27 protein-coding genes are annotated in these 26,341 nt (G+C 59.6%); 19 read left to right on the top strand and 8 right to left on the bottom strand.

Annotated features, from left to right (window positions below; all coding sequences use genetic code 11):
* Nucleotides 1–63 precede the first annotated feature (63 nt).
* A complete protein-coding gene (gene rpoH, locus NXC24_RS15025) occupies nt 64–972 on the bottom strand; it encodes an RNA polymerase sigma factor RpoH (protein ID WP_104824026.1) in 909 nt (302 codons plus the stop codon).
* Between the two features lie 493 nt (nt 973–1,465).
* On the opposite strand from rpoH, the gene NXC24_RS15020 reads away from it, so the two are divergent.
* The 4 genes from NXC24_RS15020 to NXC24_RS15005 all read left to right on the top strand — a co-directional run bounded on the left by NXC24_RS15020 (nt 1,466) and on the right by NXC24_RS15005 (nt 4,098).
* A complete protein-coding gene (locus tag NXC24_RS15020) occupies nt 1,466–2,347 on the top strand; it encodes an NmrA family NAD(P)-binding protein (RefSeq protein ID WP_104824025.1) in 882 nt (293 codons plus the stop codon).
* A 30-nt stretch (nt 2,348–2,377) separates the two neighbouring features.
* On the top strand, nt 2,378–2,752 hold the full coding sequence (locus NXC24_RS15015; protein WP_104824024.1) for a hypothetical protein: 375 nt from the start codon (nt 2,378–2,380) through the stop codon (nt 2,750–2,752).
* A 71-nt stretch (nt 2,753–2,823) separates the two neighbouring features.
* Nucleotides 2,824–3,540, top strand: coding sequence for an SDR family oxidoreductase (locus tag NXC24_RS15010; protein WP_104824023.1), 717 nt, complete (start codon nt 2,824–2,826; stop codon nt 3,538–3,540).
* Between the two features lie 96 nt (nt 3,541–3,636).
* Nucleotides 3,637–4,098 (top strand): MarR family transcriptional regulator, encoded by a 462-nt coding sequence (locus NXC24_RS15005; protein ID WP_104824022.1) that lies wholly within the window; start codon nt 3,637–3,639, stop codon nt 4,096–4,098.
* Nucleotides 4,099–4,174: 76 nt separating this feature from the next.
* Here NXC24_RS15005 and NXC24_RS15000 read toward each other — a convergent pair whose 3' ends face one another.
* Entirely contained in the window at nt 4,175–5,200 is a 1,026-nt protein-coding gene (locus NXC24_RS15000; RefSeq protein ID WP_104824021.1) for an RluA family pseudouridine synthase, read from the bottom strand.
* Between the two features lie 48 nt (nt 5,201–5,248).
* On the opposite strand from NXC24_RS15000, the gene NXC24_RS14995 reads away from it, so the two are divergent.
* Both NXC24_RS14995 and NXC24_RS14990 read left to right on the top strand, forming a co-directional pair.
* The gene (locus tag NXC24_RS14995) at nt 5,249–5,626 is read left to right on the top strand and encodes a hypothetical protein (protein WP_104824020.1); all 378 of its coding nucleotides are present in this window, start codon (nt 5,249–5,251) and stop codon (nt 5,624–5,626) included.
* Between the two features lie 10 nt (nt 5,627–5,636).
* Nucleotides 5,637–6,467 (top strand): RNA methyltransferase, encoded by an 831-nt coding sequence (locus NXC24_RS14990; protein ID WP_104824019.1) that lies wholly within the window; start codon nt 5,637–5,639, stop codon nt 6,465–6,467.
* A gap of 24 nt (nt 6,468–6,491) precedes the next feature.
* On the opposite strand, the gene NXC24_RS14985 is transcribed toward NXC24_RS14990, so the two are convergent.
* Both NXC24_RS14985 and NXC24_RS14980 read right to left on the bottom strand, forming a co-directional pair.
* Complete coding sequence (locus NXC24_RS14985) at nt 6,492–7,685, bottom strand: hypothetical protein (protein ID WP_104824018.1); 1,194 nt, start codon at nt 7,683–7,685, stop codon at nt 6,492–6,494.
* Nucleotides 7,686–7,877: 192 nt separating this feature from the next.
* Nucleotides 7,878–8,489 (bottom strand): EipA family protein, encoded by a 612-nt coding sequence (locus NXC24_RS14980; protein WP_245463885.1) that lies wholly within the window; start codon nt 8,487–8,489, stop codon nt 7,878–7,880.
* 307 nt (nt 8,490–8,796) lie between these two features.
* On the opposite strand from NXC24_RS14980, the gene NXC24_RS14975 reads away from it, so the two are divergent.
* Nucleotides 8,797–9,444 carry a histidine phosphotransferase family protein gene (locus NXC24_RS14975; protein WP_104824016.1) on the top strand — a complete coding sequence of 216 codons (648 nt, stop codon included), beginning with the start codon at nt 8,797–8,799 and terminating at the stop codon, nt 9,442–9,444.
* A gap of 208 nt (nt 9,445–9,652) precedes the next feature.
* On the top strand, nt 9,653–10,015 hold the full coding sequence (locus tag NXC24_RS14970; protein ID WP_104824015.1) for a response regulator: 363 nt from the start codon (nt 9,653–9,655) through the stop codon (nt 10,013–10,015).
* 139 nt (nt 10,016–10,154) lie between these two features.
* On the opposite strand, the gene ctrA is transcribed toward NXC24_RS14970, so the two are convergent.
* Nucleotides 10,155–10,856, bottom strand: coding sequence for a cell cycle two-component system response regulator CtrA (ctrA, locus tag NXC24_RS14965; RefSeq protein WP_069611718.1), 702 nt, complete (start codon nt 10,854–10,856; stop codon nt 10,155–10,157).
* Between the two features lie 441 nt (nt 10,857–11,297).
* On the opposite strand from ctrA, the gene NXC24_RS14960 reads away from it, so the two are divergent.
* Nucleotides 11,298–11,654: a flagellar export protein FliJ gene (locus tag NXC24_RS14960; protein ID WP_104824014.1), complete on the top strand. Its 357-nt coding sequence runs from the start codon at nt 11,298–11,300 to the stop codon at nt 11,652–11,654.
* Nucleotides 11,655–11,829: 175 nt separating this feature from the next.
* On the opposite strand, the gene NXC24_RS14955 is transcribed toward NXC24_RS14960, so the two are convergent.
* Nucleotides 11,830–12,111 (bottom strand): GNAT family N-acetyltransferase, encoded by a 282-nt coding sequence (locus NXC24_RS14955; RefSeq protein ID WP_104824013.1) that lies wholly within the window; start codon nt 12,109–12,111, stop codon nt 11,830–11,832.
* 203 nt (nt 12,112–12,314) lie between these two features.
* On the opposite strand from NXC24_RS14955, the gene NXC24_RS14950 reads away from it, so the two are divergent.
* Complete coding sequence (locus NXC24_RS14950; RefSeq protein ID WP_104824012.1) at nt 12,315–12,776, top strand: paraquat-inducible protein A; 462 nt, start codon at nt 12,315–12,317, stop codon at nt 12,774–12,776.
* 34 nt (nt 12,777–12,810) lie between these two features.
* Here NXC24_RS14950 and NXC24_RS14945 read toward each other — a convergent pair whose 3' ends face one another.
* Together NXC24_RS14945 and cysQ are read right to left on the bottom strand one after the other, a co-directional pair.
* Nucleotides 12,811–13,086, bottom strand: coding sequence for a DUF1153 domain-containing protein (locus NXC24_RS14945; protein WP_004107124.1), 276 nt, complete (start codon nt 13,084–13,086; stop codon nt 12,811–12,813).
* A gap of 229 nt (nt 13,087–13,315) precedes the next feature.
* Nucleotides 13,316–14,110: a 3'(2'),5'-bisphosphate nucleotidase CysQ gene (gene cysQ, locus NXC24_RS14940; RefSeq protein WP_104824011.1), complete on the bottom strand. Its 795-nt coding sequence runs from the start codon at nt 14,108–14,110 to the stop codon at nt 13,316–13,318.
* A 325-nt stretch (nt 14,111–14,435) separates the two neighbouring features.
* Between cysQ and NXC24_RS14935 the strand changes: the two genes are divergently transcribed.
* From NXC24_RS14935 to NXC24_RS14895, 9 genes are all read left to right on the top strand, one after another.
* Nucleotides 14,436–15,686 (top strand): sarcosine oxidase subunit beta family protein, encoded by a 1,251-nt coding sequence (locus NXC24_RS14935; protein ID WP_104824010.1) that lies wholly within the window; start codon nt 14,436–14,438, stop codon nt 15,684–15,686.
* A 13-nt stretch (nt 15,687–15,699) separates the two neighbouring features.
* Nucleotides 15,700–15,978: a sarcosine oxidase subunit delta gene (locus NXC24_RS14930; protein WP_104824009.1), complete on the top strand. Its 279-nt coding sequence runs from the start codon at nt 15,700–15,702 to the stop codon at nt 15,976–15,978.
* Entirely contained in the window at nt 15,975–18,932 is a 2,958-nt protein-coding gene (locus NXC24_RS14925; protein ID WP_104824008.1) for a sarcosine oxidase subunit alpha family protein, read from the top strand. The genes NXC24_RS14930 and NXC24_RS14925 overlap by 4 nt, the downstream gene beginning before the upstream one ends.
* Before the next feature lie 7 nt (nt 18,933–18,939).
* A complete protein-coding gene (locus tag NXC24_RS14920) occupies nt 18,940–19,494 on the top strand; it encodes a sarcosine oxidase subunit gamma family protein (RefSeq protein WP_104824007.1) in 555 nt (184 codons plus the stop codon).
* A gap of 210 nt (nt 19,495–19,704) precedes the next feature.
* Nucleotides 19,705–22,131 (top strand): FAD-dependent oxidoreductase, encoded by a 2,427-nt coding sequence (locus NXC24_RS14915; RefSeq protein WP_104824006.1) that lies wholly within the window; start codon nt 19,705–19,707, stop codon nt 22,129–22,131.
* A gap of 305 nt (nt 22,132–22,436) precedes the next feature.
* Nucleotides 22,437–23,339, top strand: coding sequence for a branched-chain amino acid ABC transporter permease (locus NXC24_RS14910; RefSeq protein WP_104824005.1), 903 nt, complete (start codon nt 22,437–22,439; stop codon nt 23,337–23,339).
* A gap of 4 nt (nt 23,340–23,343) precedes the next feature.
* Nucleotides 23,344–24,735, top strand: a complete 1,392-nt coding sequence (gene livM, locus NXC24_RS14905; RefSeq protein WP_104824004.1) for a high-affinity branched-chain amino acid ABC transporter permease LivM — start codon at nt 23,344–23,346, stop codon at nt 24,733–24,735.
* Nucleotides 24,735–25,610 carry an ABC transporter ATP-binding protein gene (locus NXC24_RS14900; RefSeq protein ID WP_104824003.1) on the top strand — a complete coding sequence of 292 codons (876 nt, stop codon included), beginning with the start codon at nt 24,735–24,737 and terminating at the stop codon, nt 25,608–25,610. Before livM ends, NXC24_RS14900 begins: the two co-directional genes overlap by 1 nt.
* On the top strand, nt 25,607–26,335 hold the full coding sequence (locus tag NXC24_RS14895) for an ABC transporter ATP-binding protein (protein WP_028751911.1): 729 nt from the start codon (nt 25,607–25,609) through the stop codon (nt 26,333–26,335). The genes NXC24_RS14900 and NXC24_RS14895 overlap by 4 nt, the downstream gene beginning before the upstream one ends.
* Nucleotides 26,336–26,341: the final 6 nt, after the last annotated feature.

The following is a 26,341-nucleotide window of genomic DNA, read 5'->3' as shown; positions in this document are numbered from 1 at the left end:
AAGGCGGGCCTTACGGTCCGCCTTTTGTTTGAATTCGTACTGTAATGTCTGAAATCGGAAGCGTTAAGCGGTGGCTTCGACCACCCGCAGAGCCTTGGCGCGTTCCAGCGCATCCTTCTGCACGGCTTCCTGCACCTTCTCGAAGGCGCGGACTTCGATCTGGCGGACGCGTTCGCGGCTGATATCGAACTCGGCCGAGAGGTCCTCCAGCGTCACCGGCTCTTCCGCAAGGCGGCGAGCCTCGAAGATGCGGCGCTCGCGATCGTTCAAGACGCTCATGGCGCGAGCCAACATGCGGCGGCGCGTATCAAGTTCGTCCTGCTCGATCAGCACGTCTTCCTGGCTGTCATGATCGTCCACCAGCCAGTCCTGCCACTGACCCGAATCGCCCTCGGCGGCCTTGATCGGCGCGTTCAGCGAGGCGTCGCCCGAGAGGCGGCGGTTCATCGAAACGACCTCTTCCTCGGAGACGTTCAGCTTGGTGGCGATCTCGGCGACATGCTCCGGCTTCAGGTCGCCGTCATCGATGGCCTGGATGCGGCCCTTCAGGCGACGCAGATTGAAGAACAGACGCTTCTGATTGGCGGTCGTGCCCATCTTCACCAGCGACCACGAGCGCAGAATATATTCCTGGATCGAGGCCTTGATCCACCACATGGCATAGGTTGCCAGGCGGAAGCCACGTTCCGGGTCAAACTTCTTGACGGCCTGCATCAGGCCGACATTGCCTTCCGACACCACTTCGCCGATCGGCAGGCCATAACCGCGATAGCCCATGGCAATCTTCGCCACGAGGCGCAGATGGCTGGTGACGAGCTTATGGGCAGCCTGACGGTCGGCATGTTCCGCGTAGCGCTTGGCGAGCATGTACTCTTCCTGCGGCTCCAACATCGGGAACTTGCGAATCTCGTCGAGATAGCGGTTGAGGCCGGCTTCACCGGCGGTAATGGACGGCAAGGTATTACGGGTCATGAATGCACCCTCCTATTCGAGATCTGGCCCCTTCTGGAGACGTATTGCGCGCCCTTTGCGAAGCAGACCAAGGCGTGCAGGTCGTGAAGACCCCGCACTAAACCAATGTGTAGATAAGTACGGCAAAACAGTGATTCAAGAACGTAGTCACGCAAGAGTTACCCCGGCGCGACAGCTATGCCCGCCGTAACGTTTGTCTCTGAGACTATCTTCCCGAATACTCCGGTCCTGTGAGATTTGGCGACTTCAGCATCAAAACGCTTCGCGTTTTGGATAACTGCGTGACGCACGCCGGAGATCGGCTCCCCCCAATTATAGGCGGCGAAGGGGCCCGCGTCCAGTCGCGCATTTGTGGAGCTCGGTAGCAGTCTTTTCTTTCGATCCATCAGGGCGAGCCATGCATACGAATAAAAATACTTGAATATAAGAGCATATGCTCCTATATCGACCTAATTAAGAGCATATGCTCTCATTTAACGACAGAGAAGCGATCATGAGCGAAGCTGAGATACTTGTAACCGGTGCGACGGGACGGACTGGAGGCGCCGCCATCGGCGAACTCTTGAAGATAGGCAAGAGCGTGCGTGCCTATATGCGCTCGTACGACGAGCGGGCAGCGGCGCTGAGGCAGCGCGGTGTCGATATAGCCGTTGGAGATTTCACCGACATCGATCACATTCGGGCGGCCATGGAAGGCATCCGGTCGGCGTATTTTCTTCACCCGATCGCACCAGGCATCCTTGGCGCTGCGACCTATTTCGCACAGGCTGCAAAGGAAGCGGGTGTTAGCGCGATCGTCAACATGTCGCAGATTTCGGCGCGCCGAGAGGCGGTAAGCCATGCGGCGCAGGACCATTGGATCTCGGAGCGGGTCTTCGACTGGTCAGGCGTTTCGACGACGCATCTTCGCCCTACGTTTTTTGCGGACTGGCTCGCTTATCCCCATTTCGCAAAGGAAATCTGGGCGACGAAGAAGATCTCGTTCCCCTTCGAGAACGGGCGGCATGCGCCTATCGCCTCCGATGATCAGGGCCGGGTGATCGCCCATGTCCTGGCTAATCCGAAGGGCCACGAAGGCAAGATCTATCCGCTCCACGGTCCAGTCGAGATGGACTACACAGAAATCGCTGCCGTCGTGAGCGACGTGCTTGGCGCGAAGATCGAATATGCGCCGTCCTCGATAGAGGCGTTCAAGGATAGGATAGAAAATTTCTACAAGTTCCCGCCGTTCCTTGTGCAGCACCTCGTCGAAGTCGCCCAGAACTATCGTGACGGCATCTTCTCGGGCACTAACGATTTGGTCGAGGCGATTACCGGAACGCCGGCGCTCTCGGTCCAGCAGTTCGTCTCCAACAATCGCGCCGCCTTCGCGTGAATGCCGCGAAGACAAATCGGGGATTTTACAATGTCACATGCTCAAGAAGAACGTCATCCCTTTCTGGACGATCTGACCGCCGACGCGGAGCTTACCAGCTCCGTGTTGCGAGGTTCCGTCATCGGACGCGACGAAATCAGGCTCGCCGTGAACGCCGTCGGAACTTTCTATGCATCACAGACGCCGACGTTCCTTCAGACCGTCGGCTCCCGGCTCTTCCTTGAATATGAGGCCGTTCTGACGAACGGAGAGAAGCTGACCGCCGTCGTGGTCGTCGATCGCGCCTCCGACGGTTCGGTACCGCGGGTCAGCGTGCGGATGAGTCCGCTCGGCGCTGTTCTGTCGCTCGGCGCCCATTTGCGCGGGGCGCTCTCCGGGCAGTTGCCCGAAGAGCTTTTTCTTTGAACCCAACCGACCGCCGGGCCAGCGACAGAGATCGTTTGCCCCGAGGTGCTGCCCCAGAAAGGAAATTCGTTATGGACGTCGCCAACAACACAGTCTTCATCACCGGTGCCAATCGCGGTCTGGGCCTGGCATTTGCACGCGAGGCGCTCCGCCGCGGAGCATCGAAGGTCTATGCAGGCATGCGCAACACGAGCGGCTTCGATGAGCCGGGCATCGTTCCGGTCAGGATCGATGTCACGGATAAGGCATCGATTGCTGCAGCGGCAGAACTGGCAGCGGATACCACGCTATTGATCAACAATGCGGGGATCGCCGCCCTGATCGACGGGCCTCTGGCAGACGATGTCGAAGCGCAGTCGCAACGTCTTTTCGATACCAACTATTATGGTGTGGTGCGCGTCTCGCAGGCCTTCGAGCAGATCCTTTCAGCCAAGCCCCATGCCGCCATCATCAACGTGCTGTCCGACATCGTCTGGCTTCCACGGCCCTATCTGACATCTTATGCCGCTTCCAAGGCGGCGGCATGGAGCTATACGAACCAGCTTCGCTTCCATCTTCGCGATAGCGGCATCGAGGTCCTTGGCTTGCATGTCGGATTCGTGGATACCGATCTGACCAACGGCATCGATGTGCCGAAGGCGAGCCCAGGGGACGTGGTGCGCCAAACCTATGACGCGCTCGCCGCTGGCAAGAGCGAGATCATGGCCGATCAGGGCACTGCGTTACTGAAGAGCACGCTTGCGGCCGACGTGCCCGGCTATATCACTCCGCCGGAAGGGGTATTCTAACTTCGGCGGTGGCAGAAGTTGCTGTGGAGCGCGGAGATTCTTCGGCTTCGCGCCTGCGGCGCTTTGGTTAGGAATGGGATTCGAAAGGAACATAGAATGCTGTCGGCCAACCAACCACTCGGAATCGATCAGTGCAACTGCTCCGCCATGAGAAAGGCGAGCCGACAGATCACGCGGTTTTATGATGATCATCTTGAGCCGGTCGGGCTGCGCATCACGCAGTTTCTGATTCTGGCGGCTCTCGGGGAGGCTGGCGGCGCCACGGTCAACGTTCTCGCCGAACGGCTCGATATCGAGCGGACGGCGATGGGAAAGATGGTCGGATTCCTGGAGCGAGATGGGTTTGTTACCATCAAGCCGTCTCCCGCAGACGGAAGGGTTCGTGTCGTTGAACTCACCAAGGAGGGTCGCCTCCTGCACAAGAGGGCCGAGCCTCTCTGGGAGAGGGCTCAGCAAGAATTCGAGCAATTGAACGGGGCCGCAAACGTCGCAACTCTGCGCCGGGGACTGAGAGAAATCGCCGTCGGCGATTCTGCGAAGGTCTCACCCGAAGACTAAAGCTTCGGACTGATTACTGGGCAGGGGCCAATCACCAATCTGCTGTTGGCCCCTTCAAGCAATTCGGAGGCGCTTCTCAAGCACGCAACACTGCCACCAGTTCTTCCATATCATCCGGCAGCGGCGCTTCGAAGTGCATGACTTCGCCGGTGCGAGGGTGTTCGAATTGCAGGAGATAGGCGTGGAGCGCCTGACGGGGGAAGCGATTGACGACCTGCTTGGCGGCATCCGGCAGCAGGTTGGCCTTGGTCTTGAAGCCGCCGCCATAGACGGCGTCGCCGAGCAGGGGATGGCCGATATGGGCCATGTGAACGCGGATCTGGTGGGTGCGGCCGGTTTCGAGGTGGCAGTCGACCAAGGAGGCGAGGGCGGTGGCGTCCGGAGCCTCGTGAAAACGTTCAATCACTTCATAATGCGTGATCGCCTCGTCGGCATCCTGATTGTTCGGGCGCTTGACAGCGCGGCGGGTACGGTCGCCGGTGGAGCGGCCAAGCGGCGCGTCGATGGTGCCGATCAGTTGCCGGGGGCGGCCCCAGACGATCGCCTGATAGGCGCGTTCCAGCGACCGCGTGCGGCCGTGGTCGGCGAATTGCAGGGACAGGTGGCGGTGGGCGATATCGTTCTTGGCGACGACCATGACGCCGGTGGTGTCCTTGTCCAGCCGATGGACGATGCCCGGCCGGCGCACACCGCCAATACCAGAGAGACTTTCGCCGCAATGATGGATCAGCGCGTTGACCAGCGTGCCCGTCCAGTTGCCGGCGGCGGGGTGAACGACGAGGCCGGCGGGCTTGGAGATGACAATGACGTCGTCATCCTCGTAAAGCACATCAAGCGGAATGTCTTCGCCGAGTGGCGTCGGGTCTTCGGGCTCGGGCAGGGTGATCTCGTAGGTATCGCCAGGGCGCACCTTGCGTTTGGCATCGGTAACCGGGGTCCCGTTGAGCAGGACGGCGCTATCCTTGATCAAGGCCTGGATGCGGCTGCGGGAAAATTCCTCGCCGACCTGCGCAGTCAGCCATGCATCGAGGCGGCCTTCGGCTGTTTCATCGGCGGTTAGGACTTTTCTAATGCCCGCGGCTTCTTTAAAGGGGTCGCTCAAACGCATTCTCCGGCGCACTGGGCGCTCTCTAGGAAATAGGACGCATCGATGACGAATCTCGAGCCAGACGATCAAGAGGAAAAGCCCCTCGATCCGGCCCTGGAAAATGTCCGACGCAAGATGGTTCGCCTGCAGATCGTCTCGGTCGCCATCATGGTGGTGAGCCTTATGGCGGTGTTCGGCGCCGTTGTCTACAAGACGATGCGGCCTGCACCGAAGGCAGCGGGTCAAGCCGCCTCGAATATTCCCGCCGACGCACCCGTTGCGGTGAGCGCAGCGCTGCCGCAGGGCTTTACCGTGCTGTCCACGGCACTCTCCGGAAACCAGGTGCTGTTTTATGGCACGCTCGCCAGCGGCCAGCGCCAGGCCGTTGTTTTCGACTACGGTATCGGCCGCATCGTCGCGACCATATCGCTTTCCAACTGACGGTTTCGCGATGACGGGCGACCGGTTGATCGAGATCACCCATCCCGACGATCCGCGCATCGCCGAATTCCGTAATATCCGCGAGCGTGATCTCGTGGGCCGCGAGAACCGCTTCATTGCCGAGGGCACGGTGGTGCTGCGGCTTCTTGCCGAGGCGCATGCGGCTCAAGGAGACTTCGTCGGCGAAAAAGTGCTGCTGTTGCGCAACCGCGCCGCGGGATTGGAAGAAATCATCGCCGCCTTTCCGCCTGACGTGCCAGTCTATGTTGCGGAGGCTTCGGTGCTGGACGGCATTGTCGGTTTCCATCTGCATCGCGGCGTGCTGGCGCTCGGCCGGCGCAGGGCGGAGCCGGATATCGGCGCCTTTTTAGACCGCTTGCCGGAGCGGGCGCTCGTCCTTGTGGGCTGCGGCATTTCCAATCACGATAATGTCGGTTCAATGTTCCGCAATGCTGCCGCCTTCGGGGCAGATGCGGTGCTGCTCGACGAAACTTGCTGCGATCCGTTGTATCGCAAGGCGCTGCGCGTCTCGGTCGGCTCGGCGCTGACGGTGCCCTATTGCCGTCAATTGAGCGATGTCGATCTGCTGACCGCGCTGGCGGAGCGCGGCTTTGCCATCTGGAGCCTTTCTCCGCGCGGCAACACCGATATCCGCGCCGTTCCGCCGGCCGATAGGATGGCGCTGGTGGTCGGCACCGAAGGGGCGGGGTTGCCGCAGAAAATTCTGTCGACCTTTGGCAGCCTGCGGATACCGCAGGCGCCGAGCCTCGACAGCCTGAACGTGGCAACGGCGAGCGGCATCGCACTCTTCGCCATGGCGTCGTTGACTAAACGCGTCTGAAATTTCCGTCTTTGTAGAGAGCACTTATTGCTGCTTGGGCAGCAGGGCCGCGGCGCGGTCGGCAAGGCTGATACGCGCGCCTTGCTCGGCGGCGCTCGTCTCCTTCGGCAGGAGATCGAAGATCGGCGATTTTTCGCCCTCTTTGAGGGCGGTCATTGCCACCATGTTGGCGGCGATGTTGGCGATCTCTTCCCGCATGGCCTGATCATGCGAGGGCGAGCGCGATTTGAGCAGGCGGTCGGAAAGGGCCGCAGCACGGTTGCGCACTTCCTCCGTCATTTGAGCGATATCGTCTTCCACGTTGCGCTCCGGTTCTGCTGCGTTGGTATCATGATCGGCAATATCCACGATCCTCGGTTTGGTCGAGGGCTTCGAGCCGTTCATCGGCTTGGCTTGAGGGGCAAGACCCGCGGCCTGCAGCGCGCGGCCGGCTTCCTCCGCCTCGGCATGGGCCGTTTCCAGTTTTTCCTTCAAGCGGGCCACGTCCTGAACGTGGCGTTCGATAGCGGTTTCCTTGTCGGCATTGCCCGCGATCTCGCGATCCAGCCGCTCCTCGAGGTGCTGGGCTTTGTCGCTTTCCTGACCCAGGCGTAATTCTGCATCCTTAGCGCGGAGACTTGCAAGGTTCAGATCCTGGCGCAGCGTGTCGCGCTCGTCCCGCAGCGTTTTGATGCGAAACTTCAGGCTCTCGATCTCGGTCTCGCGAGTTGCCAGATCGATCTTCAGATTGTCCGCGTCGGCGGCCATTTTCGTCATCCGCTTGCGCAAGCCGTCGATATCGGCATCCTTCTCCGCGCCGACTTGTTCAGCCGTATGAATACCGGATTTGAGCTGGCTGATATAGCTTTCCTCGCGGCGCAGGCGAGAGCGCAGTTCACCGGCTTCGACTTCGAGATCGTCGATCCGGGTTCGCAATTCGCTGTTTTCAGAGGCGAAGCGGCCGGCCTCCTGCTGGAGCTTGCCGTTGTGAATCTGCAGGGCGACGCTCTTATCGCGCTCCTGCGTCAGCGCCTGCTCGGTCCTGGCGTTTTCGGCCGCGAAAAGGGCGCGCGCCATGTCCTTCTGCGCGCGTACTTCTTGCGGGCTCAGCGGCATGGTCGCTTTCAGCCGCTTTTCCGTGAACCAGACGATGCGGCGGTGCACTGCGGGCGCGATAAGGAAGACCAGAAAGGCGGCGGTCAGAAAGCCCAATCCAAACAGTAGAGCGAATTCAATCACGGCGCAGCCAGCATCTAAGAGGTGTTTTCAATCTCAATAAAGTGATTAAGCAAATGATTAAGCATGAGGCCGGCGCGCGGGCAAGCATTTAAATCGGATATGGTTTACCGGCGTATCGGGAGTTCGCGACAAGAAAAGGCCCGCGAACTGCGCGGGCCAGGCGGCGAAATATGGGGGAATATCGCCAAAAGATCAGAAGGGATTCCAGGTCGGGTTCGGCGTGACCTTGAGGTAGCCGAGGTTGACGCCGAGACGAGCGCCGAGGCCGGTGCGGATCGGCACCAGCACGATGTCGTTGTTCTTCAGCACGGTCATTCCGACGCCGGCGACAACGAAGGCCTGCCCGCTGACGCCGCCAAAGCGGGTGTAGACGCTGTTGATGTTCGGCAGGTCATAGACCAGCATCATGACGCGGGTGCCCTGGCCGCCGTAGTCGAGGCCAAGCGACGGGCCCTGCCAATAGAGCGGGTGCTCGCCGGCGTTCTTGGTGTTGAGCTGGCCTTCGCCATAGGTCAGCCCTGCGATGAAGGCGCCGGAGCCTTCCTGCCCGAGGATATAGCCGTTCGGCAGGCCGTATTGCTGAAAGGCCCGCTCGACTACCTTTGCGAGGCCGCCGCTGGTCGAGCCGAAGAAGGAATGGCCGGCGTCGACGATTTCCTGCATCGAATATTGGTTGTTGGCCGCAGCCGCCGCCTGACGAACCGGCAGCGCGAAGCTTACGAACGCAACGATGGCTAAGATCAAGCCGAGGCCGACCGTTCTCGAGCCGAGGCTGGGCATTCTCTTCAGGAGTTGATAGCGCATGACATTCATCCGTTCATCATGGTCGGTGCAATCGGGAACGGATGCGCCGCGCATTCGCACGAACGCGCCAAGTACACCTCGCCCCTCAGTCCAGACCGTTCCGCCCATGTTCGGCATCGCGAATCGTGCGCGAAAGGGTCTGGTGGTGATGAATGCATTTTGCGGCGATCATCTTAACAATCGGTTTACCAAATATGGTGTCTTTATGGCGTGCGGTACGCCCGCCTGCGGCAATCCTCGGGCAATCTTGCCGTGGCAACGTAGAATCATACTGCGTTCCGCCTTGTCAGCATTCAGGAGACAATGAATGTCGAAGAATCCGAACCTCACCTTGACCGGACCGGATCTGGCCGCGCTGCTATGCAGCCGCGTTTGCCATGATGTGATCTCTCCGGTCGGTGCGATCAATAACGGTCTGGAGCTGCTCGATGAGGGCGGTGCCGATGCCGATGCGATGGAGTTGATCCGCACCAGCGCTCTCAACGCGTCTGTTCGCCTCAAATTCGCACGCCTCGCCTTCGGTGCGTCCGGCTCGGTCGGCGCCTCGATCGATACGGGCGAAGCCGAGCGTGCCGCCAAGGATTTCGCCGCTGCCGAAAAGAAGACAGAGGTCAGTTGGATCGGCCCGCGCGCCATTGTTGCCAAGAACCGCGTGAAGCTGCTGCTCAATCTCTTCCTGGTCGCTTACGGCTCGATTCCGCGCGGCGGCAATATCGAGGTGACGCTGGAAAATCCAGATCTCGACGCCAAGTTCACGATTATTGCCAAGGGCCGGATGATGCGCGTGCCGCCGAAATTCGCGGAGATTTGCTCGGGTGCATTGGAAGAAGCGGTCGATGCCCATTCCATCCAGCCCTACTACACCGTGCTTCTGGCGGACGAGAGCGGCATGGAACTCTCCTACAACGCCACGCCGGAGGAGCTTACTTTCAGCGCTTCCATGCGCAGCGAATAAACGCCGGTCGCACGATTTATACCGATAATCCCGCCACCGGACGTCCGGCGGCGGGATTATCTTTAGGTGTATCGTCGTTCCTGCGCATTCTTTTGGTTGTCGGCACAATTATGAACACAACGGTAACGATTCCTTAGCCTCGTGCGCCTATCGTCCCAATTTGATGATGGCGCCAGACAGATGGCGACCGGGCGCGAAGGAGTTGGTGATGCAGCGATTCATGATTACGGACGCGTCGGATGTCGTGCGTAAGGTCGGCAAGCGGATTCTCTCCGAACTCGATTTTCTCGTCAGTGAAGCCGCCGATGCCCGTGAAGCGCTGACGCGGTGCCAGGCTGAACTCCCGGACTACCTGATCGTCGACGCCGGCATGGAAGGCGCTCTCGATCTCATCGCCAGTATCCGCGCCATGCCGAACGGCAAAGAGGTCAAGATCTATTACTGCGTCGTCGAGGCGGATTTGCGCAAGCTGATGGCCGGTAAACGCGCCGGCGCCACCGATTTCCTGCTGAAGCCTTTCGATCGCAAGATACTGACGGCGGTTTTCGGTAATCGAGCCATCGCAGCCTGATCTTTATCCCATAGACTGTTGAATGCGTCTGGGCCGCCTGTTTGGGCGGCCTTTGTTTTTGATGTTTGAAAATGCAACACAAAAAATCCCGCCTGAAGAGGCGGGATTTTATGTATCGGCGGTGATCGGGGAGGGCGTCTTAGGCGCTTTCGGCGAAATCGCTGCTGTCGGGCTCGCGCAGCACATAGCCACGGCCCCAGACGGTTTCGATATAGTTGGCGCCGCCGGCGGCGTTGGCGAGCTTCTTGCGCAGCTTGCAGATGAAGACGTCAATGATCTTCAGTTCCGGCTCGTCCATGCCGCCATAGAGGTGGTTAAGGAACATTTCCTTGGTGAGCGTGGTGCCCTTGCGGAGCGAAAGCAGCTCCAGCATCTGGTATTCCTTGCCGGTCAGGTGCACGCGCTGGCCGCCGACTTCGACGGTCTTGGCGTCGAGATTGACGATCAGTTCGCCAGTCATGATCACCGACTGGGCGTGGCCCTTGGAACGGCGGACGATGGCGTGGATGCGGGCGACCAGCTCGTCCTTGTGGAAAGGCTTGGTCATGTAGTCGTCGGCACCGAAGCCGAGACCGCGAACCTTGTCTTCAATGCCGGCCATGCCGGAGAGGATGAGGATCGGTGTCTTGACCTTGGACAGTCGCAGCGTGCGAAGCACTTCGTAGCCGGACATGTCGGGAAGGTTAAGATCGAGAAGAATGATGTCGTAGTCGTAGAGCTTGCCGAGATCGACGCCTTCTTCACCGAGATCGGTGGTGTAAACGTTGAAACTTTCGGATTTGAGCATCAGTTCGATGCTCTGCGCTGTCGCGCTATCGTCTTCAATAAGTAGAACCCGCATAATTATCCCCTTTACCGCCGCCGAAAGGTCGTCAGCCCCCTTACGCGATACCGATCAAATCACTGCCTGATTTGGAAGCTGCCACGGAATGGTTAACAAATTCTGATTCACTCTGGCAAGACGTATCGAATTTATTAAATAATTTTTCCATTGCACTGTTTTCCAATGACAATCAGCAAATATCTTTCCTAAAGTGTTGCATTAAGAAGACACGCCAAGTGATTCATTCGACTCGCCAATGTCAACATCTCGAATTCTGAGCGCGACATTTACTGACCCTTAAATGATCGTCCCTATCATTAACGATGCCCGTAAACGAAAGGTTACCAGCGGTAGGTTTTTATTAAGATCGCTGGAAATTTTTTTAACCAAGCCGTTTCAAAGCGGTGCGGCGGGTCAAAATATCGAGAGCCGGGGTCTCGCATCACGGGAGTAATGCGTATGAAGTCACGTGAGAGCCTAACGCGCCTGAAGGAGTTTCAGGTGAACGAAAAACGCCGTCAACTGCAGCAACTGCAGATGATGATGGCGGAATTCGACCGTATGACAAAGGATCTGGAGAGCCAGATCGTGCTGGAAGAGAAAAAGTCCGGCATTTCCGATCCGAACCACTTTGCCTACCCGACCTTTGCCAAAGCCGCACGGCAGCGCGCGGACAACTTGCAGGTGTCGATCCGGGAATTGCAGGTGCAGGAAGAGGCGCTGGAAACATCGCTGGAAGAAATGCAGGCCGAATATGCCAAGGCCGCAGCGCTGGAAGAGCGCGACGGTTCGGGGCCGGTGAGGGCACGCGCCTAATTAACTATTCCGTCGCCATTTCTTGATCTTCGCATCGGACCGATGTTCGGGATTATGCGAGAAGCGGCGGAAGCGGCTCGAAAGCCGTGCATGACTGGCCATGGTGGGTGGCCGGCCATGCACGGCTTTTGGTGTTTTCAAATGAAGATGCTCGATTATCTCCAGCGCGGTGGGGCTACATATTCACCACATCGCGCCATTCCTCATGACGCTGGGCTTGCGCTTTGAAAAATGGGCAAAGTGGAATGATCTTCCAGCCGCCATTGCGGGCCTCTTCGACGGCATGAAGGGCGAGCGCCTGGCCGACGCCCTTGCCGCGAAGTGCATCCGGGACGGCGGTATGATCGATGATGATCAGCTTGGGAGAGGCGCGGGAAAAGGTCATCTCGGCCTCATGGCCTTCGATCGTTGCAGCGTAGCGTCCACCCGATGCGTTGTCTTCGTTGCGGATGTCCATGATTGTCCTCGGATTTCAAATATTTTTGGATCGACGTCGGTTAACGTCTCTTGTCTCAGATCGATGCTAACAAACCTGTCGCCGGTGGCAAGCAGCGCTCGCGGACAGCGTCCACCGTTCGAAAAACGGTTTGGATTTCCGATCTTCTGCGCTATGCGGCTGTGATAAGGGTGATGCAGCCATTTGGGAGGTTTCCGGCACCGATGCGCAATCTGCAAGCCGTGCTTCTGGTCACTGTCCCGTTCCTGCTGGCCTTTGGCCTCGTATTGCCGCTGGTTCGTTTCGAAAAGCTTTATTTCTTCAGCGACACGCCGTCCCTGCTCGGCATCATCGCTTCTCTTTGGGGAGCGGAAAACTATCTTCTCGCCACTATCGTGGCGCTCGTCTCGGTGGCGCTGCCAATCTTGAAGACCGTGAGCCTGGCAATTGAAGCGATGGGGACGCGGAGAAAAAGCGAACGCGGGTTTTTCTTCGAGCATATCGTGCCGCAACTGGCGCGCTGGTCGATGGCGGACGTGCTGCTGGTGGCGATCGTCATCGCCGCCGCCAAAACCAGCGGGCTTGCGACTGCATTTACGCAGCCGGGCCTCTGGTTCTATGCGGGTTCTACCATGATTTCGGGCCTTCTTCATATCCTGTTGAGGAAGGAAAAAGGCCCGAACTGAAGATCAAACGAATGTCGCGTCTGTATGGCAGCCGTCAGTGACGATACTGCTGTATGCGGGTCGTCCGGAGGCCGGCGAGGCCATGGGTATTGATGGACGACTGCCAGGAGAGGAATTCTTCCACAGTGAGCGTATAACGCTCGCAAGCTTCTTCCAAGCTCAGCAAACCACCGCGTACCGCGGCGACAACCTCGGCCTTACGACGGATAACCCAGCGGCGCGTGTTCGGCGGCGGCAGGTCGGCAATCGTAAGCGGGCTGCCATCGGGGCCGATGACATACTTCACTCGGGGACGTATCATTTCGGTCATTGGACTCTCTACACATACTCAAGACCACGGGAGCCACTCTAACTTGCCACATTTAAAAATTGCCTAAGCGCTTGGTAACACTTTGATAATAATTTTAGGGAAAGCCGGAGCGAGCTGATTTGCGCGATGATGGCGACGCAGAAAATCCGGCAATCCGCTGTTATCGCAGCGGAAAAGCCGGTTGTTGCATGAGTTTTCGTCAGTGAAAACTTACGCTTTTGATATGATGTTAGGCGTGGGCGAGGCTTTTCCCGCCGCCCCAGCAGATGAAATTGGGGTTGGCGAAATCGCTGTCATCGCTCTGATCGGTCTTGCCGTAAGAAAGCGGGCGGCCATCGAGCGTAAGGGTTGAGCCGCCTGCGGCGCGCAATACTGCATCACCGGCCGCGGTGTCCCATTCCATCGTGCGCGTGAAGCGCGGATAGACGTCGGCCTTGCCTTCGGCGAGGAGGCAGAATTTCAGTGAAGAGCCGATCGACGTGCAGGCGGTGACGGCATTTTCCGCCAGGAAACTATCCGTCTTCGGGCTGCTGTTGCAGCGGCTGGCAAGCGCCAGCAAATGCTCGGGGCGTGCGCGCACCGCGATTGCGGAACGGTCGGCAACGGTGAACTGGTCGGTGATGGCGAGCTTGCGCGCCTTGCCGGCCTCGCCGGTGAAGGCTATGCCGAGCGCCGGCGCAAAGACGATGCCGGTGACCGGGACGCCGTTCTGAATATAGGCGATATTGACGGTGAACTCGTCGCGATGCTCGATGAATTCGCGCGTGCCGTCCAGCGGATCGACCAGGAAGAAGGGGCGGCCGCGGACGTCGGGAATCTTGCCGGCAGCGACCGATTCCTCGGCAATTGCGGGAATGTCCGGAAAGTCGCGCGTCAGATGTTCGAGAATAATGTGCTCGGCGCGTTCATCGGCAATCGTGACGGGACTCATATCCTGCTTCAAAGCGACGGCATAACCGGCACGGTAGACCTCCAATATGGCCTTACCCGCCTCAAGGGCCGCTTTTTCAAATGTCGCGAGCATTCGCCTGCCGTCTTTCCGCAGCTCGTCCGTGGTCGAGCTTAGAGATACAATAATTAAGAAGCCTTCACTGTAAAGTTTAGACCCCGCGCCAATCACGTTTTCACCGCCTAGCGCTTGGATCGTTATTCCGCAACGGGACTTCGCATCCATGCGCCGTTGTCAGCAACATCTCCGCTACCCCCGTGTTCTTTGAGATACAGTGCCTCGCTTTGCTACGCATTCGGGAAAGAACATGTTCTGTTTGCGAAGGTTTTCCGTCCTTTCCGGACTTGTCGTTTTTATTGCTTATGCGAATGTGTGACCGCATAGAGACCGGGATTTATACATGCGTTATTCGGCATATCAGGTTCTGAAGCAGGCGCTTTTAGGAAACCGTCATTGGCAGCCTGTCTGGCGAACTCCGGAGCCGAAACCGCATTATGACGTCATCATCGTCGGCGGTGGCGGGCATGGGCTGGCGACGGCCTACTATCTCGCCAAGGAGTTCGGCATCACCAATATCGCGGTGCTGGAAAAGAACTATCTCGGCTCCGGCAATGTGGGCCGCAACACCACTATCATCCGCTCCAATTATCTCCTCCCCGGCAACGAGCCGTTCTACGAATTCTCGATGCGGCTTTGGGAAGGGCTGGAGCAGGATTTCAATTACAATGCCATGGTCTCCCAACGCGGCATCATCAATCTCTTCCATTCCGATGGGCAACGCGACGCCTATGCCCGGCGCGGAAATGCCATGCGCATGCACGGGGTCGATGCGGAGCTGCTGAACCGCGATCAGGTCCGCAAGATGATGCCCTATCTCAATTTTGACCATGCGCGCTTTCCGATCCTTGGCGGGCTGCTGCAGGCGCGCGGCGGCACGGCAAGGCACGATGCCGTCGCCTGGGGTTATGCGCGCGGTGCCGACAGTCGCGGCGTCGATCTCATCCAGCAATGCGAGGTGATCGGCATTCGCCGCGAAGGTGGTGCCGTGACCGGTGTCGAAACGACGCGCGGCTTCATCGGCTGCAACAAGCTGGCGCTGGCGGCGGCCGGCCATACCTCGATCCTTGGGCGCATGGCGGATCTGGAACTGCCGATCGAAACCCATGTGCTGCAGGCGTTCGTCACGGAGGGGCTGAAGCCGGTGATCGATCACGTCATCACCTACGGCGCCGGCCATTTCTATATATCGCAGTCGGACAAAGGCGGTTTGGTCTTCGGAGCCGATCTCGATTATTACAGCTCCTATGCCCAGCGCGGCAATCTCGCCACCGTCGAACATACGATGGAGGAGGGGGTGTCGCTGATCCCAGGCCTGTCGCGTGTCCGTGTGCTGCGGAGCTGGGGTGGGGTGATGGATATGAGCATGGACGGCTCACCGATCATCGACCGCACGCCGATCGACAATCTCTATCTGAACTGCGGCTGGAACTATGGCGGCTTCAAAGCGACGCCGGCCTCCGGCTTCTGCTTCGCGCACCTGATCGCCAAGGGCGAAAGCCATGAGGTCAGCCGCCTCCTGCGCCTCGATCGCTTCGAGCGCGGTTTTGCGATCGACGAAGGCGGCAAGGGTCCGCAGCCGAATCTGCATTGAGGGCACGAAACCAATGGCAAGCTTGATCACCTGCCCGCATTGCGGCACGCGCCCGAAAGAAGAGTTCACCATTCGGGGGTCTGCATCCGCCACCCGTCCGGCTCCATCCGCGCCGGATGAAGATTGGAATCGCTATGTCTATATCCGCGACAACGAGCGCGGGCGCATTCTCGAATATTGGCACCATGCGGCCGGTTGCCGCCGCTGGCTAGTCGTCGACCGCAGCAATGTCACCCATGAGGTCTTCTCCGTCACCGATGCTGCGGACAAGGCGCGGGAGGCGGCGCAATGACGGCCTATCGTCTTTCCTCCGGCGGGCTCGTCAATCGCAGCCGACCGCTTTCGTTCAAGTTCGATGGCAGAGATATGAAAGGGATGGAGGGTGATACGCTCGCCGCCGCCCTGCTTGCCAATGACCAATTGCTTGTCGGCCGCAGCTTCAAATATCACCGTCCGCGCGGCATCCTGACGGCTGGCTCCGCCGAGCCAAACGCGCTGGTGACGATCGGCAGGGACGGACGCACGGAGCCGAATACGCGCGCCACCGTCGCTGAGCTCTATCAGGGCATGACCGCTGTCAGCCAGAACCGTTGGCCGTCGCTGAAATTTGACATTGCCTCGATCAACGGTCTGTTCTCGCCCTTCCTCAGCGCGGGCTTCTACTACAAGACCTTCATGTGGCCGGCGGCTTTTTGGGAGAAGCTCTATGAGCCGCTGATCCGCCGCGCCGCCGGTCTCGGCAAAGCGGCGATGCGGGCCGATCCCGATCGTTATGAGAAGGCCTGGGCGCATTGTGATCTGCTGGTGATCGGCTCCGGCCCGGCCGGGCTGATGGCGGCGCTAACGGCGGCGCGCGCGGGGCTCCGCATCATTCTTGCAGACGAAGGATTTCGCCTGGGCGGATCGCTGCTGTCGGAGAGATTGTCGATCGGCGGCGCCACCGCGGATGCCTTCGTGCATGCGGCGCTCGACGAACTCCAGAATTTCGAGAATGTCACTTTGATGCCGCGCACCACGGTGTTCGGCTGGTATGACGACAATGTCTTTGGCGCGGTCGAAAAAGTGCAGAAGCATGTGGCGATGCCTTCGCCCGATCTGCCGGTCGAGCGTCTTTGGCGTATCGCCGCCAAACGCGCCATCCTCGCCACCGGTGCGGAAGAGCGACCGCTGGTATGCGGCGGCAATGACAGGCCAGGCGTCATGATGGCTGGCGCGATGCGCAGCTATCTCAATCGATATGGCGTCGTGGCGGGGCAGAAGGTGGCGGTGTTCACCAATGGCGGGTCCGGCTATCGCACGGCGCTGGATCTCGCGGCTGAAGGCGTCGAGATAGCGGCCATCATCGATACGCGCAGTGCCTCTTCCGATCCTGCGCCTCCGGGCGTTCGCATCATTCACGCCGGCACCGTGCAGGCCACGAAGGGCCGGCATCGTATCAGCGGCGTGATTGCCGATCGTGGCGGCCTGGACGAGGTTATTGCGTGTGACGCGCTTGCCATGTCCGGCGGTTGGTCGCCGATCATTCATCTTGCCTGTCAGCGCGGCGCAAAGCCTGTGTGGTCGGAGGAAAAACAGGGCTTCATAGCGCCGACGGTCGGCGGCGAAATGGAGATTGCCGGATCGGCTGCAGGCATCGACAGTGTTTCGGGCTGTCTTGCCGATGGCGCGGAAAAGGCGCGGTTGATTATTGAAAGCCTGGGGCGCACCGCACATGAGGCGGAGATACCGGAGGTCGAAGGCGATTACGATCCGTCCTTTGCAGCCATCTGGCATGTGCCGGGCGCCAAGGACAAGGCCTTCGTCGACTTCCAGAACGACGTCCATGCGAAAGACCTGGGCCTGGCCCTGCGCGAAGGCTATGGTCACGCGGAGCACGCCAAGCGCTATACGACGAGCGGCATGGCGACGGATCAGGGCAAGCTTGGCAATGTCAATGCCGCCGGCCTCATCGCCGGCATGCGCGGCGTCAGCCCCGCTGCTGTCGGCACGACGACCTTCCGGCCTTTCTATACGCCCGTCTCCTTCGGCGCCCTGGCGGGTACGGCGCGCGACAAGCATGCGCAGCCGGTGCGGGAATCGCCGCTTCATGGCTGGGCGAAGAAGAATGGCGCTACATTCGTCGAAGCCGGCCTTTGGTTTCGCTCGGCCTGGTTTGCACGCGCGGGCGAGAAAACCTGGCGCGACAGCGTCGACCGCGAGGTGCTGAACGTCCGCAACAATGTCGGTCTTTGCGACGTCTCGACGCTCGGCAAGATCGAAGTGTTCGGCAAGGATGCGGCGGAGTTTCTCAACCGGATCTATTCGAACGCCTTCTTGAAACTGCCGATCGGCAAGGCACGCTATGGGCTGATGCTGCGCGAGGACAGTATGGTGTTCGACGACGGGACGACGAGCCGACTGTCACCGAATCATTTCTTCCTCACCACGACGACCGCGATGGCCGGCGAGGTGATGGCGCATATGGAATTCTGCGCCCAGACCCTATGGCCACAGCTCGACGTCCGTTTCGTCTCCTCGTCGGATCAATGGGCGCAGATGGCAATTGCCGGTCCGAGGGCGCGTGAGGTTCTGGAACAGATTGTCGAGGACGATATTTCCGACGCGTTCTTCCCATTCCTCGCCGCCGCAGAGGTGATGTTGAAAGGCGGTCTGAAGGCCAGACTGTTCCGCATCTCCTTTTCCGGCGAACTGGCCTATGAGCTCGCCGTTCCCGCCGGCTATGGCGAGGCGGTGGCGGATGCGATCATGGAGGCGGGCAAGGCGCACGGTATCTGCGCTTACGGGGTCGAGGCGCTGAATGTGCTCCGCATCGAGAAAGGACATGTCACCCATAACGAACTGGATGGCCGCACTACGCCGGATGATGTCGGGCTCGGCCGGATGATGGCGACGCAGAAGCCGGATTTCATCGGCAAGCGGCTTTCGACCCGCTTCGGCCTGACCGCTGCCGATCGTGTTCAGCTTGTCGGGCTGAAGCCGGTCGATGCCACCAAGGAAATCCGGGCAGGTGCGCACCTGCTGAGGGAAGGTGCCAAGCCTTCGACGGCGAATGATCAGGGCCATGTTTCTTCCGCCTGCTTCTCCCCGGTTCTCGGCCATTTTATCGCATTGGCCTTCCTGAAATCCGGGCGCGAGCGGATCGGTGAACATGTGATCGTCTGGGATGGGTTGCGTGGCGAGGAAGTGGTTGCCGAGGTCTGCAATCCGGTCTTCGTCGATCCCGCCAACAAGAAACTTCTGGGGTGAGGGATCGATGAGCGTCGCATATCTAAACCGGCACGTGCTGGAAGATCACATCTCCGGCTTCGAGGCGGAGCCCAATCCGAACCATCTCGTCGTCATCGGCCGCCCCGCCATATTCTCCGTGCTCGCCCATGCCAGCCAGGAAGCCTGGACGTTGGCGGCGTTGAAGGCGATGTCGGATATTTCCGTGCGCCATGCGGGGCCGGGCGAGTGGCTGTTGGTATCGGAAGTGTTGGGGGCCGAGAGCCTGGCGCGTGACCTCGCCATGTTGGATGCCGGCCGCATCTCCTTCTTCGAACAGAGCGACGGCCGTGTAGTGCTGCGCCTTTCGGGGCCGAGTGTCCGGCGCATTCTGGCAAAATGCGTCGCCGTCGACTTGCATTCGCAGGTATTTGCCGAAGGGCAATCGGCCAACATGCTCATCTGCCACGTCAGCGCCAACCTCGCCCGCACCGGTCCTGACCATTTCGAGATCATCGTTCCCCGCTCCTATGCCGGGAGCGTGTTCGAGGAGTTGATGGAGATGGGACGGGAATTCGCGCTGACGGCGGGATTTGGCGATTGAGCACATGAGCCGGAAAAGCGCAAAGCGATTTCCGGTTTGTGCTAGGAAGAAATGGCGCGATCCGAACAATTGCGATGGCGCAAACAGACAGATCGGTTTCGCAGTTCGGGCTATTTGGCCTTCTGGATAGTCTCTAGGCTGCCCTGCAAATACGGCCGGTCGGCTGGGAAAATTCCCGCCGACTTCGCGCCGAACACAGGGGATTTTTAGATGAAAAGCCATGCCAGGGTCGTCGTCATCGGCGGCGGTGTCGTCGGATGTTCGGTGCTTTATCACCTGACGAAATTCGGCTGGACGGACGTCGTGCTGCTCGAGCGCTCGGAGCTGACATCGGGTTCGACCTGGCATGCGGCCGGCGGCATGCACACGATCAATGGCGACCCTAACGTTGCCAAGCTGCAGAAATACACGGTCGAGCTCTATAAGGAGATCCAAGACTATTCCGGCCAGGATATCGGCCTGCACATGACATCAGGCCTGATGCTGGCGGCAACGCCGCAGCGCTTCGACTGGCTGAAATCGATCCTCGCCAAGGGCCGGTATAACGGCCTGGAGGCGACGTTGCTGACGCAGAAAGAAGCGCATGCAATGATGCCGCTCCTCGATCCCGACCAATTCGTCGGCGCACTCTACGATCCTGTCGAAGGTCACCTCGACCCCTATGGCACCACCCATGCCTATGCCCGCTCGGCAAAGAAGAACGGTGCTGAGATTTACCTGCACACCAAGGTCGAGGAGCTGGTGCAGCGCGAGGACGGCTCGTGGCGGGTGATTACCAATCAGGGCGAGATCGTTGCCGAGCATGTCGTCAATGCCGCCGGTCTCTGGGCACGCGAGGTCGGACGCATGGTTGGGCTGGAGCTGCCGGTGCTCGCCATGGAGCACATGTACTTGATCACCGAAGACATGCCGGAAGTCGCGGACTTCAACAAGGCGACTGGCAAGGAGCTGATGCACTGCGTCGATTTCGACGGCGAGATCTATCTGCGCCAGGAGCGGCAGGGCATGCTGATGGGCACATACGAAAAGGCCTGCCGCCCCTGGTCGCCGGTGACGACGCCCTGGGATTTCGGCCATGAGTTGCTGGCCGAGGATATCGAGCGCATCACGCCGGAGCTGGAAGTCGGCTTCCGCCATTTCCCCGCCTTCAACAATGCCGGCATCAAGAAGATCATCAACGGCCCGTTCACCTTCTCGCCCGACGGAAATCCGCTGGTCGGACCGGTGCGGGGGCTGATGAACTACTGGTCGGCTTGCGCGGTCATGGCCGGTTTCAGCCAGGGCGGCGGCGTGGGGCTGGCGCTCGCCAACTGGATGATCCATGGCGACCCCGGCTTCGACGTCTTCGCCATGGACGTCTCACGTTACGGCGACTACGCGACGCTTGCGTATACCAACGCCAAGGTGCGCGAGAACTATGCGCGGCGCTTCTCCATCCGCTATCCCAACGAGGAATTGCCGGCGGCGCGGCCGCTGCTGACGACGCCGATCTACGATAAGCTTAAGGCTGCGGGCGGCGTCTTCGGCGCGTCCTACGGGCTGGAGCAGGCGCTGTGGTTCGCACCCGCGGGCGAAATGGACGAGTTCTCCTGGCGGCGCTCCAACGATTTCGATGTGGTGGCGAAGGAGACGAAGGCGGTGCGCGACAGCGTCGGCCTGATGGAAACCTCCGGCTTTGCCAAATATTCGGTTAGGGGACCGGGCGCGGAAGCCTTTCTCGACGGGCTGCTCGCCTGCCGTATTCCAGCCGTCGGCCGCATGACGCTGGCGCCGATGCTGAAGCATGACGGCAAGCTGATCGGGGACTTCACACTCGCCAAACTGGGCGAGGGGGATTTCCTCGTCATCGGCTCCGGCGTTGCCGAAGCCTATCATATGCGCTGGTTCGAAAGCCATCTGCCGAAGGATGGATCGGTGGAGCTGAAAGCGCTCGGCCTGTCGCTGCTTGGACTTTCGATCGCCGGACCGAATGCGCGCAAGCTCCTGGAAAAGCTGACGCATCAGGATGTTTCCGCTGCCGCGTTCCCCTTCATGTCCATTCGCCGAATGGATCTCGGCATGGCGCCTGCCATCGTCGGCCGCGTCTCCTACACCGGCGATCTCGGTTATGAGATCTGGATGAAGCCGGAATATCAGCGCTACCTCTTCGATCTCCTGATGGAGGCCGGCGCCGAATTCGGCATTACGCTTTTCGGCCTCAGGGCATTGAACGCCCTGCGCCTCGACAAGTCCTACGGCAGTTGGGCGCGCGAATACCGTCCGCTCTATGGGCCGCTGGAAGCCGGGCTCGGCCGGTTCGTTGCGCTCTTCAAGGAGGCTGATTTCATCGGCAAATCAGCGGCGGCCAAGGAGAAGGTGGAGGGTGGAGCCTTGCGGCTACGCTCCTTTATTCTCGCGGCTGACGATGCCGATGTCATTGGTGATGAGCCGATCTATCACAACGGCGCCGTCTGTGGCTGGGTGACCTCGGGCGGTTATGCGCATGCCTCCGGTGTCTCGGTTGCCGTCGGTTATGTGCCGAAAGAGATTGCCGACGAAACGCAGGGATGGTCGATCGAACTGCTCGGCGACATATTGCCAGCGACATTGCAGCCGCAACCTTTGTTTGATGCCGATGGTGCGCGCATGCGCTCGTAAGCGTCGGGCTCGGAAGGAAGGGAACGGGCTTTTCGGGAGCCCGTTTCTGAAGAGATTTTTTTCAGCGAACCAAGTATGCGGATTGTCTGGCTATTTTTGAGCCAGAGAATGCCGTTTTTCTATTTTTTGTGGCTCGAATTGCGTCATTGCGCGAAGATTTGAAAAGATTTTGTCAATTTCCTGCCTTTTTGGCTTCACATTTCCTTCGAAAACAGTATGGAATCGCCCCTACGGGCCCTCTCAAAGGAAAACCCTAACCAATAAGAGATGCGGTCGACGAACTGCGCATCCAGGGGAAATGACATATGGATTATTTTATCCAGCAGCTCCTTAACGGGCTGACTCTCGGGTCTATCTACGGCCTGATCGCCATTGGCTATACCATGGTTTACGGCATCATCGGCATGATCAACTTTGCCCATGGCGACGTGTTTATGCTTGGTGGCTTCGCCGCTCTTATCACCTACCTGGTTCTCGTATCGCTCGTCGCCGGCCTGCCGGTGGCGATCATGCTCCTGGTGATGCTCATCGTCGCCATGCTGATGACGAGCCTGTGGAATTGGGTGATCGAGCGTATCGCTTACCGGCCTCTGCGCGGTTCGTTCCGTCTGGCGCCGCTGATCACCGCAATCGGCATGTCGATCGTGCTGTCGAACTTCATCCAGGTCGCACAGGGCCCGCGCAACAAGCCGATCCCGACGCTGGTGGGTGATGTCTACAATATCGGTGGCGTATCGCTGTCGCTGAAGCAGATCATCATCTTCATCTGCACGGTCGTTCTCCTCGCGGCATTCTGGTATCTGGTCAACAAGACCGCGCTTGGCCGCGCCCAGCGCGCCACCGAGCAGGATCGCAAGATGGCGGCGCTGCTCGGTATCAATGTCGACCGCACCATTTCCGTCACCTTCATCATGGGCGCGGCGCTCGCCGCTGTCGCCGGCACGATGTACCTGATGTATTATGGCGTCGCCAACTTTACCGATGGCTTCGTCCCCGGTGTCAAGGCGTTCACCGCTGCCGTTCTCGGAGGCATCGGCTCGTTGCCGGGTGCCGTTCTCGGCGGACTGATGATTGGTTTCATCGAGTCGTTCTGGTCGGGCAATTTCGCTATCGCGTACAAGGATGTCGCGACCTACGGCATCTTGGCCTACGTGTTGATCTTCAAGCCGACGGGTATTCTCGGACGGCCGGAAGTCGAGAAGGTATAACGCCATGGCAAGTTCAAATTTCGTTCCAGGCAAGACCGCGCCCGGCCTTGTCCAGAAAGGCATTACCGACGCCCTTTGGACAGCGGTCATCGCATTCGGCATGTTCGTGCTCTATATCGGCCTTAAGACCGATCAGAACATCGACAACCAGCTCATCATCGTTCAACGCTGGGGCCTCTTGGCATCCATCGTCGCGATTGCCGCCGCAGGGCGGTTCGTCATGACGGTGTTCGTGCAGCCCAGGCTGGCGGCCATGAAGGCGGCCAAGGCGAAGGCTCCGCCCGTCGAAGCCGAACCCGGCTTCATTTCGAAGAACTTCAACGCGATAGCGCTGGGTTTCCTGCTGATCTATCCGCTATTGGCGCTGGCGATTTTCGGTGCTCAGGGATCGCTGACCTATGTCGATAATTTCGGCATCCAGATCCTGATCTACGTGATGCTTGCCTGGGGTCTGAACATCGTCGTCGGACTCGCCGGCCTACTCGACCTCGGCTATGTCGCCTTCTATGCCGTCGGAGCTTATTCCTACGCGCTGCTGTCGACGCATTTCGGCCTATCCTTCTGGATCCTGCTGCCCTTGTCCGGCATCTTCGCCGGGTTGTGGGGCATGATCCTTGGCTTCCCGGTGCTGCGTCTGCGCGGCGACTATCTGGCCATCGTGACGCTGGCTTTCGGCGAAATCATCCGCATCGTCATCACCAACTGGACGGATGTCACCCGCGGTAGTTTCGGCATTTCCAACATAACGAAGGCCTCGCTGTTCGGCCTTTATACGTTCGATATGAAGGATCCGCACAATTTCGTTCGGACCTTCGGCCTGTCGATCTCGTCGGCTTGGTACAAGATCTTCCTGTTCTACGTCATCCTGGCGCTCTGCATGCTGACCGCCTATGTGACGATCCGGCTGCGCCGGATGCCGATCGGCCGTGCGTGGGAAGCCTTGCGCGAAGATGAAATCGCCTGCCGCTCGCTCGGCATCAACACGGTGACGACCAAGCTGACTGCATTCGCGACCGGCGCGATGTTCGGCGGCTTCGCCGGCTCGTTCTTTGCAGCCCGTCAGGGTTTCGTCTCGCCGGAATCCTTCGTCTTCCTCGAGTCCGCGGTCATCCTCGCCATCGTCGTTCTCGGCGGCATGGGCTCGTTGAAGGGCATCGCCATCGCCGCAATCGCCATGGTCGGCGGCACGGAATTGCTGCGCGACATGGGCTTCCTGAAGATAATTTTCGGTGCCGATTTCACTCCGGAACTCTACCGCATGCTGATTTTCGGCCTGGCGATGGTCGTCGTCATGATCGTGAAACCGCGCGGCTTCGTCGGCACTCGTGAGCCGACCGCCTTCCTCAAGGAGCGGAAAGCGGTCTCCGGCAGCTTTACAAAGGAGGGCCACGGCTGATGAACGCTGTGACCACAACCCCCGACGACGTCCTGCTGAAAGTCGATCATCTTTCGATGAAGTTCGGCGGCCTGATGGCGATCAACGACTTCTCCTTCGAGGCCAAGCGCGGCGATATCACTGCGCTGATCGGCCCGAACGGCGCCGGCAAGACCACCGTCTTCAATTGCATCACCGGTTTCTACAAGCCGACGATGGGCATGATCACGCTCAACCAGAAAAGCGGCAAGCAATTCCTCCTGGAGCGGCTGCCGGATTTCCGGATCACGCGTGAAGCCAAGGTGGCGCGCACGTTCCAGAACATCCGCCTGTTCTCGGGCCTGACCGTGCTTGAAAACCTGCTGGTTGCTCAACACAATAAGCTCATGCGCGCGTCTGGCTTTACCGTGCTTGGTCTGCTCGGCATCGGCAAATATCGCGCCGAGGCCAAGAATGCCATCGAACTGGCGCGCTTCTGGCTGGAGAAGGCGGATCTCGTCGATCGCGCCGACGACCCGGCCGGCGATCTTCCTTACGGCGCGCAACGCCGTCTCGAAATCGCCCGCGCCATGTGCACCGGGCCTGAGCTTCTGTGCCTGGACGAGCCGGCCGCCGGTCTCAACCCGCGCGAGTCGCTGGTGCTCAACGAATTCCTGCGCAGCATCCGCAAGGATGCCGACACGTCGATCCTTCTGATCGAACACGACATGTCGGTGGTCATGGAAATCTCCGACCACGTCGTCGTGCTCGAATACGGGCAGAAGATTGCCGATGGTACGCCGGACGAGGTCAAGAACGATCCGAGGGTGATCGCGGCCTATCTGGGTGTGGAAGATGAAGAAGTGGAAGAGGTGATTGCCGAAGTCGAGCACCTCCAAGAGGGCGAACAGCGATGACGGGGCAACCGCTTCTGAAAGTTGAAGGCGTCGAAACCTATTACGGCAATATCCGCGCCCTTGCCGGCGTCAATGTCGAAGTCAACAGCGGCGAAATCGTCAGTCTGATCGGCGCCAACGGTGCCGGCAAGTCGACATTAATGATGACGATCTGCGGCAGCCCGCAGGCCCGCAATGGTTCGGTGACCTTCGATGGCCGCGACATTACCCATATGCCGACCCACGAGATCGCCCGGCTGCGTATTGCGCAGTCGCCCGAAGGGCGGCGCATCTTCCCGCGCATGACGGTCTACGAGAACCTACAAATGGGCGCAAGCCTCGACAAACTCAAATATTTCAATGAGGACGTCGAGAAGATCTTCACCCTGTTTCCGCGCCTGAAGGAACGTCAGTCGCAGCGCGGCGGTACGCTGTCGGGCGGCGAACAGCAGATGCTGTCGATCGGCCGCGCGTTGATGGCCCGCCCGAAGCTGCTTCTGCTCGACGAGCCCTCGCTTGGCCTTGCGCCGCTGATCGTCAAGGGGATTTTCGAAGCCATCAAGGTTCTGAACAAGAGCCAGGGGCTCACCGTCTTCCTGGTCGAGCAGAACGCGTTTGCGGCCCTGAAGCTCTCCGACCGCGCCTATGTCATGGTCAACGGCCGGGTGACGATGAGCGGCTCCGGCAAGGAACTGCTTGCCAATCCGGAAGTGCGCTCCGCCTATCTCGAAGGCGGCCACCATTGAGCCTCG

It is taken from the genome of Rhizobium sp. NXC24 (assembly GCF_002944315.1).
In the GTDB taxonomy this organism is placed as follows: domain Bacteria; phylum Pseudomonadota; class Alphaproteobacteria; order Rhizobiales; family Rhizobiaceae; genus Rhizobium.
Note: the sequence above shows the minus strand (reverse complement) of the source record. Positions and strands in the feature narration are given on the sequence as shown.

Bases quoted from the DNA above. Each gene is read 5' to 3' on its own strand.
- NXC24_RS14990 (WP_104824019.1), top strand. From the start codon at position 5,637: ATGACGGGCGACCGGTTGATCGAGATCACCCATCCCGACGATCCGCGC.
- NXC24_RS15015 (WP_104824024.1), top strand. From the start codon at position 2,378: ATGTCACATGCTCAAGAAGAACGTCATCCCTTTCTGGACGATCTGACC.
- NXC24_RS14900 (WP_104824003.1), top strand. From the start codon at position 24,735: ATGAACGCTGTGACCACAACCCCCGACGACGTCCTGCTGAAAGTCGAT.
- NXC24_RS14960 (WP_104824014.1), top strand. From the start codon at position 11,298: ATGAAGTCACGTGAGAGCCTAACGCGCCTGAAGGAGTTTCAGGTGAAC.
- NXC24_RS14970 (WP_104824015.1), top strand. From the start codon at position 9,653: ATGCAGCGATTCATGATTACGGACGCGTCGGATGTCGTGCGTAAGGTC.
- rpoH (WP_104824026.1), bottom strand. From the start codon at position 972: ATGACCCGTAATACCTTGCCGTCCATTACCGCCGGTGAAGCCGGCCTC.
- NXC24_RS15010 (WP_104824023.1), top strand. From the start codon at position 2,824: ATGGACGTCGCCAACAACACAGTCTTCATCACCGGTGCCAATCGCGGT.
- NXC24_RS15005 (WP_104824022.1), top strand. From the start codon at position 3,637: ATGCTGTCGGCCAACCAACCACTCGGAATCGATCAGTGCAACTGCTCC.
- NXC24_RS14895 (WP_028751911.1), top strand. From the start codon at position 25,607: ATGACGGGGCAACCGCTTCTGAAAGTTGAAGGCGTCGAAACCTATTAC.
- NXC24_RS14950 (WP_104824012.1), top strand. From the start codon at position 12,315: ATGCGCAATCTGCAAGCCGTGCTTCTGGTCACTGTCCCGTTCCTGCTG.
- NXC24_RS14975 (WP_104824016.1), top strand. From the start codon at position 8,797: ATGTCGAAGAATCCGAACCTCACCTTGACCGGACCGGATCTGGCCGCG.
- cysQ (WP_104824011.1), bottom strand. From the start codon at position 14,110: ATGCTCGCGACATTTGAAAAAGCGGCCCTTGAGGCGGGTAAGGCCATA.
- NXC24_RS15020 (WP_104824025.1), top strand. From the start codon at position 1,466: ATGAGCGAAGCTGAGATACTTGTAACCGGTGCGACGGGACGGACTGGA.
- NXC24_RS14980 (WP_245463885.1), bottom strand. From the start codon at position 8,489: ATGCGCTATCAACTCCTGAAGAGAATGCCCAGCCTCGGCTCGAGAACG.
- NXC24_RS14925 (WP_104824008.1), top strand. From the start codon at position 15,975: ATGACGGCCTATCGTCTTTCCTCCGGCGGGCTCGTCAATCGCAGCCGA.
- NXC24_RS14945 (WP_004107124.1), bottom strand. From the start codon at position 13,086: ATGACCGAAATGATACGTCCCCGAGTGAAGTATGTCATCGGCCCCGAT.
- NXC24_RS14920 (WP_104824007.1), top strand. From the start codon at position 18,940: ATGAGCGTCGCATATCTAAACCGGCACGTGCTGGAAGATCACATCTCC.
- NXC24_RS14935 (WP_104824010.1), top strand. From the start codon at position 14,436: ATGCGTTATTCGGCATATCAGGTTCTGAAGCAGGCGCTTTTAGGAAAC.
- NXC24_RS14910 (WP_104824005.1), top strand. From the start codon at position 22,437: ATGGATTATTTTATCCAGCAGCTCCTTAACGGGCTGACTCTCGGGTCT.
- NXC24_RS14930 (WP_104824009.1), top strand. From the start codon at position 15,700: ATGGCAAGCTTGATCACCTGCCCGCATTGCGGCACGCGCCCGAAAGAA.
- NXC24_RS14995 (WP_104824020.1), top strand. From the start codon at position 5,249: ATGACGAATCTCGAGCCAGACGATCAAGAGGAAAAGCCCCTCGATCCG.
- ctrA (WP_069611718.1), bottom strand. From the start codon at position 10,856: ATGCGGGTTCTACTTATTGAAGACGATAGCGCGACAGCGCAGAGCATC.
- NXC24_RS14955 (WP_104824013.1), bottom strand. From the start codon at position 12,111: ATGGACATCCGCAACGAAGACAACGCATCGGGTGGACGCTACGCTGCA.
- NXC24_RS14915 (WP_104824006.1), top strand. From the start codon at position 19,705: ATGAAAAGCCATGCCAGGGTCGTCGTCATCGGCGGCGGTGTCGTCGGA.
- livM (WP_104824004.1), top strand. From the start codon at position 23,344: ATGGCAAGTTCAAATTTCGTTCCAGGCAAGACCGCGCCCGGCCTTGTC.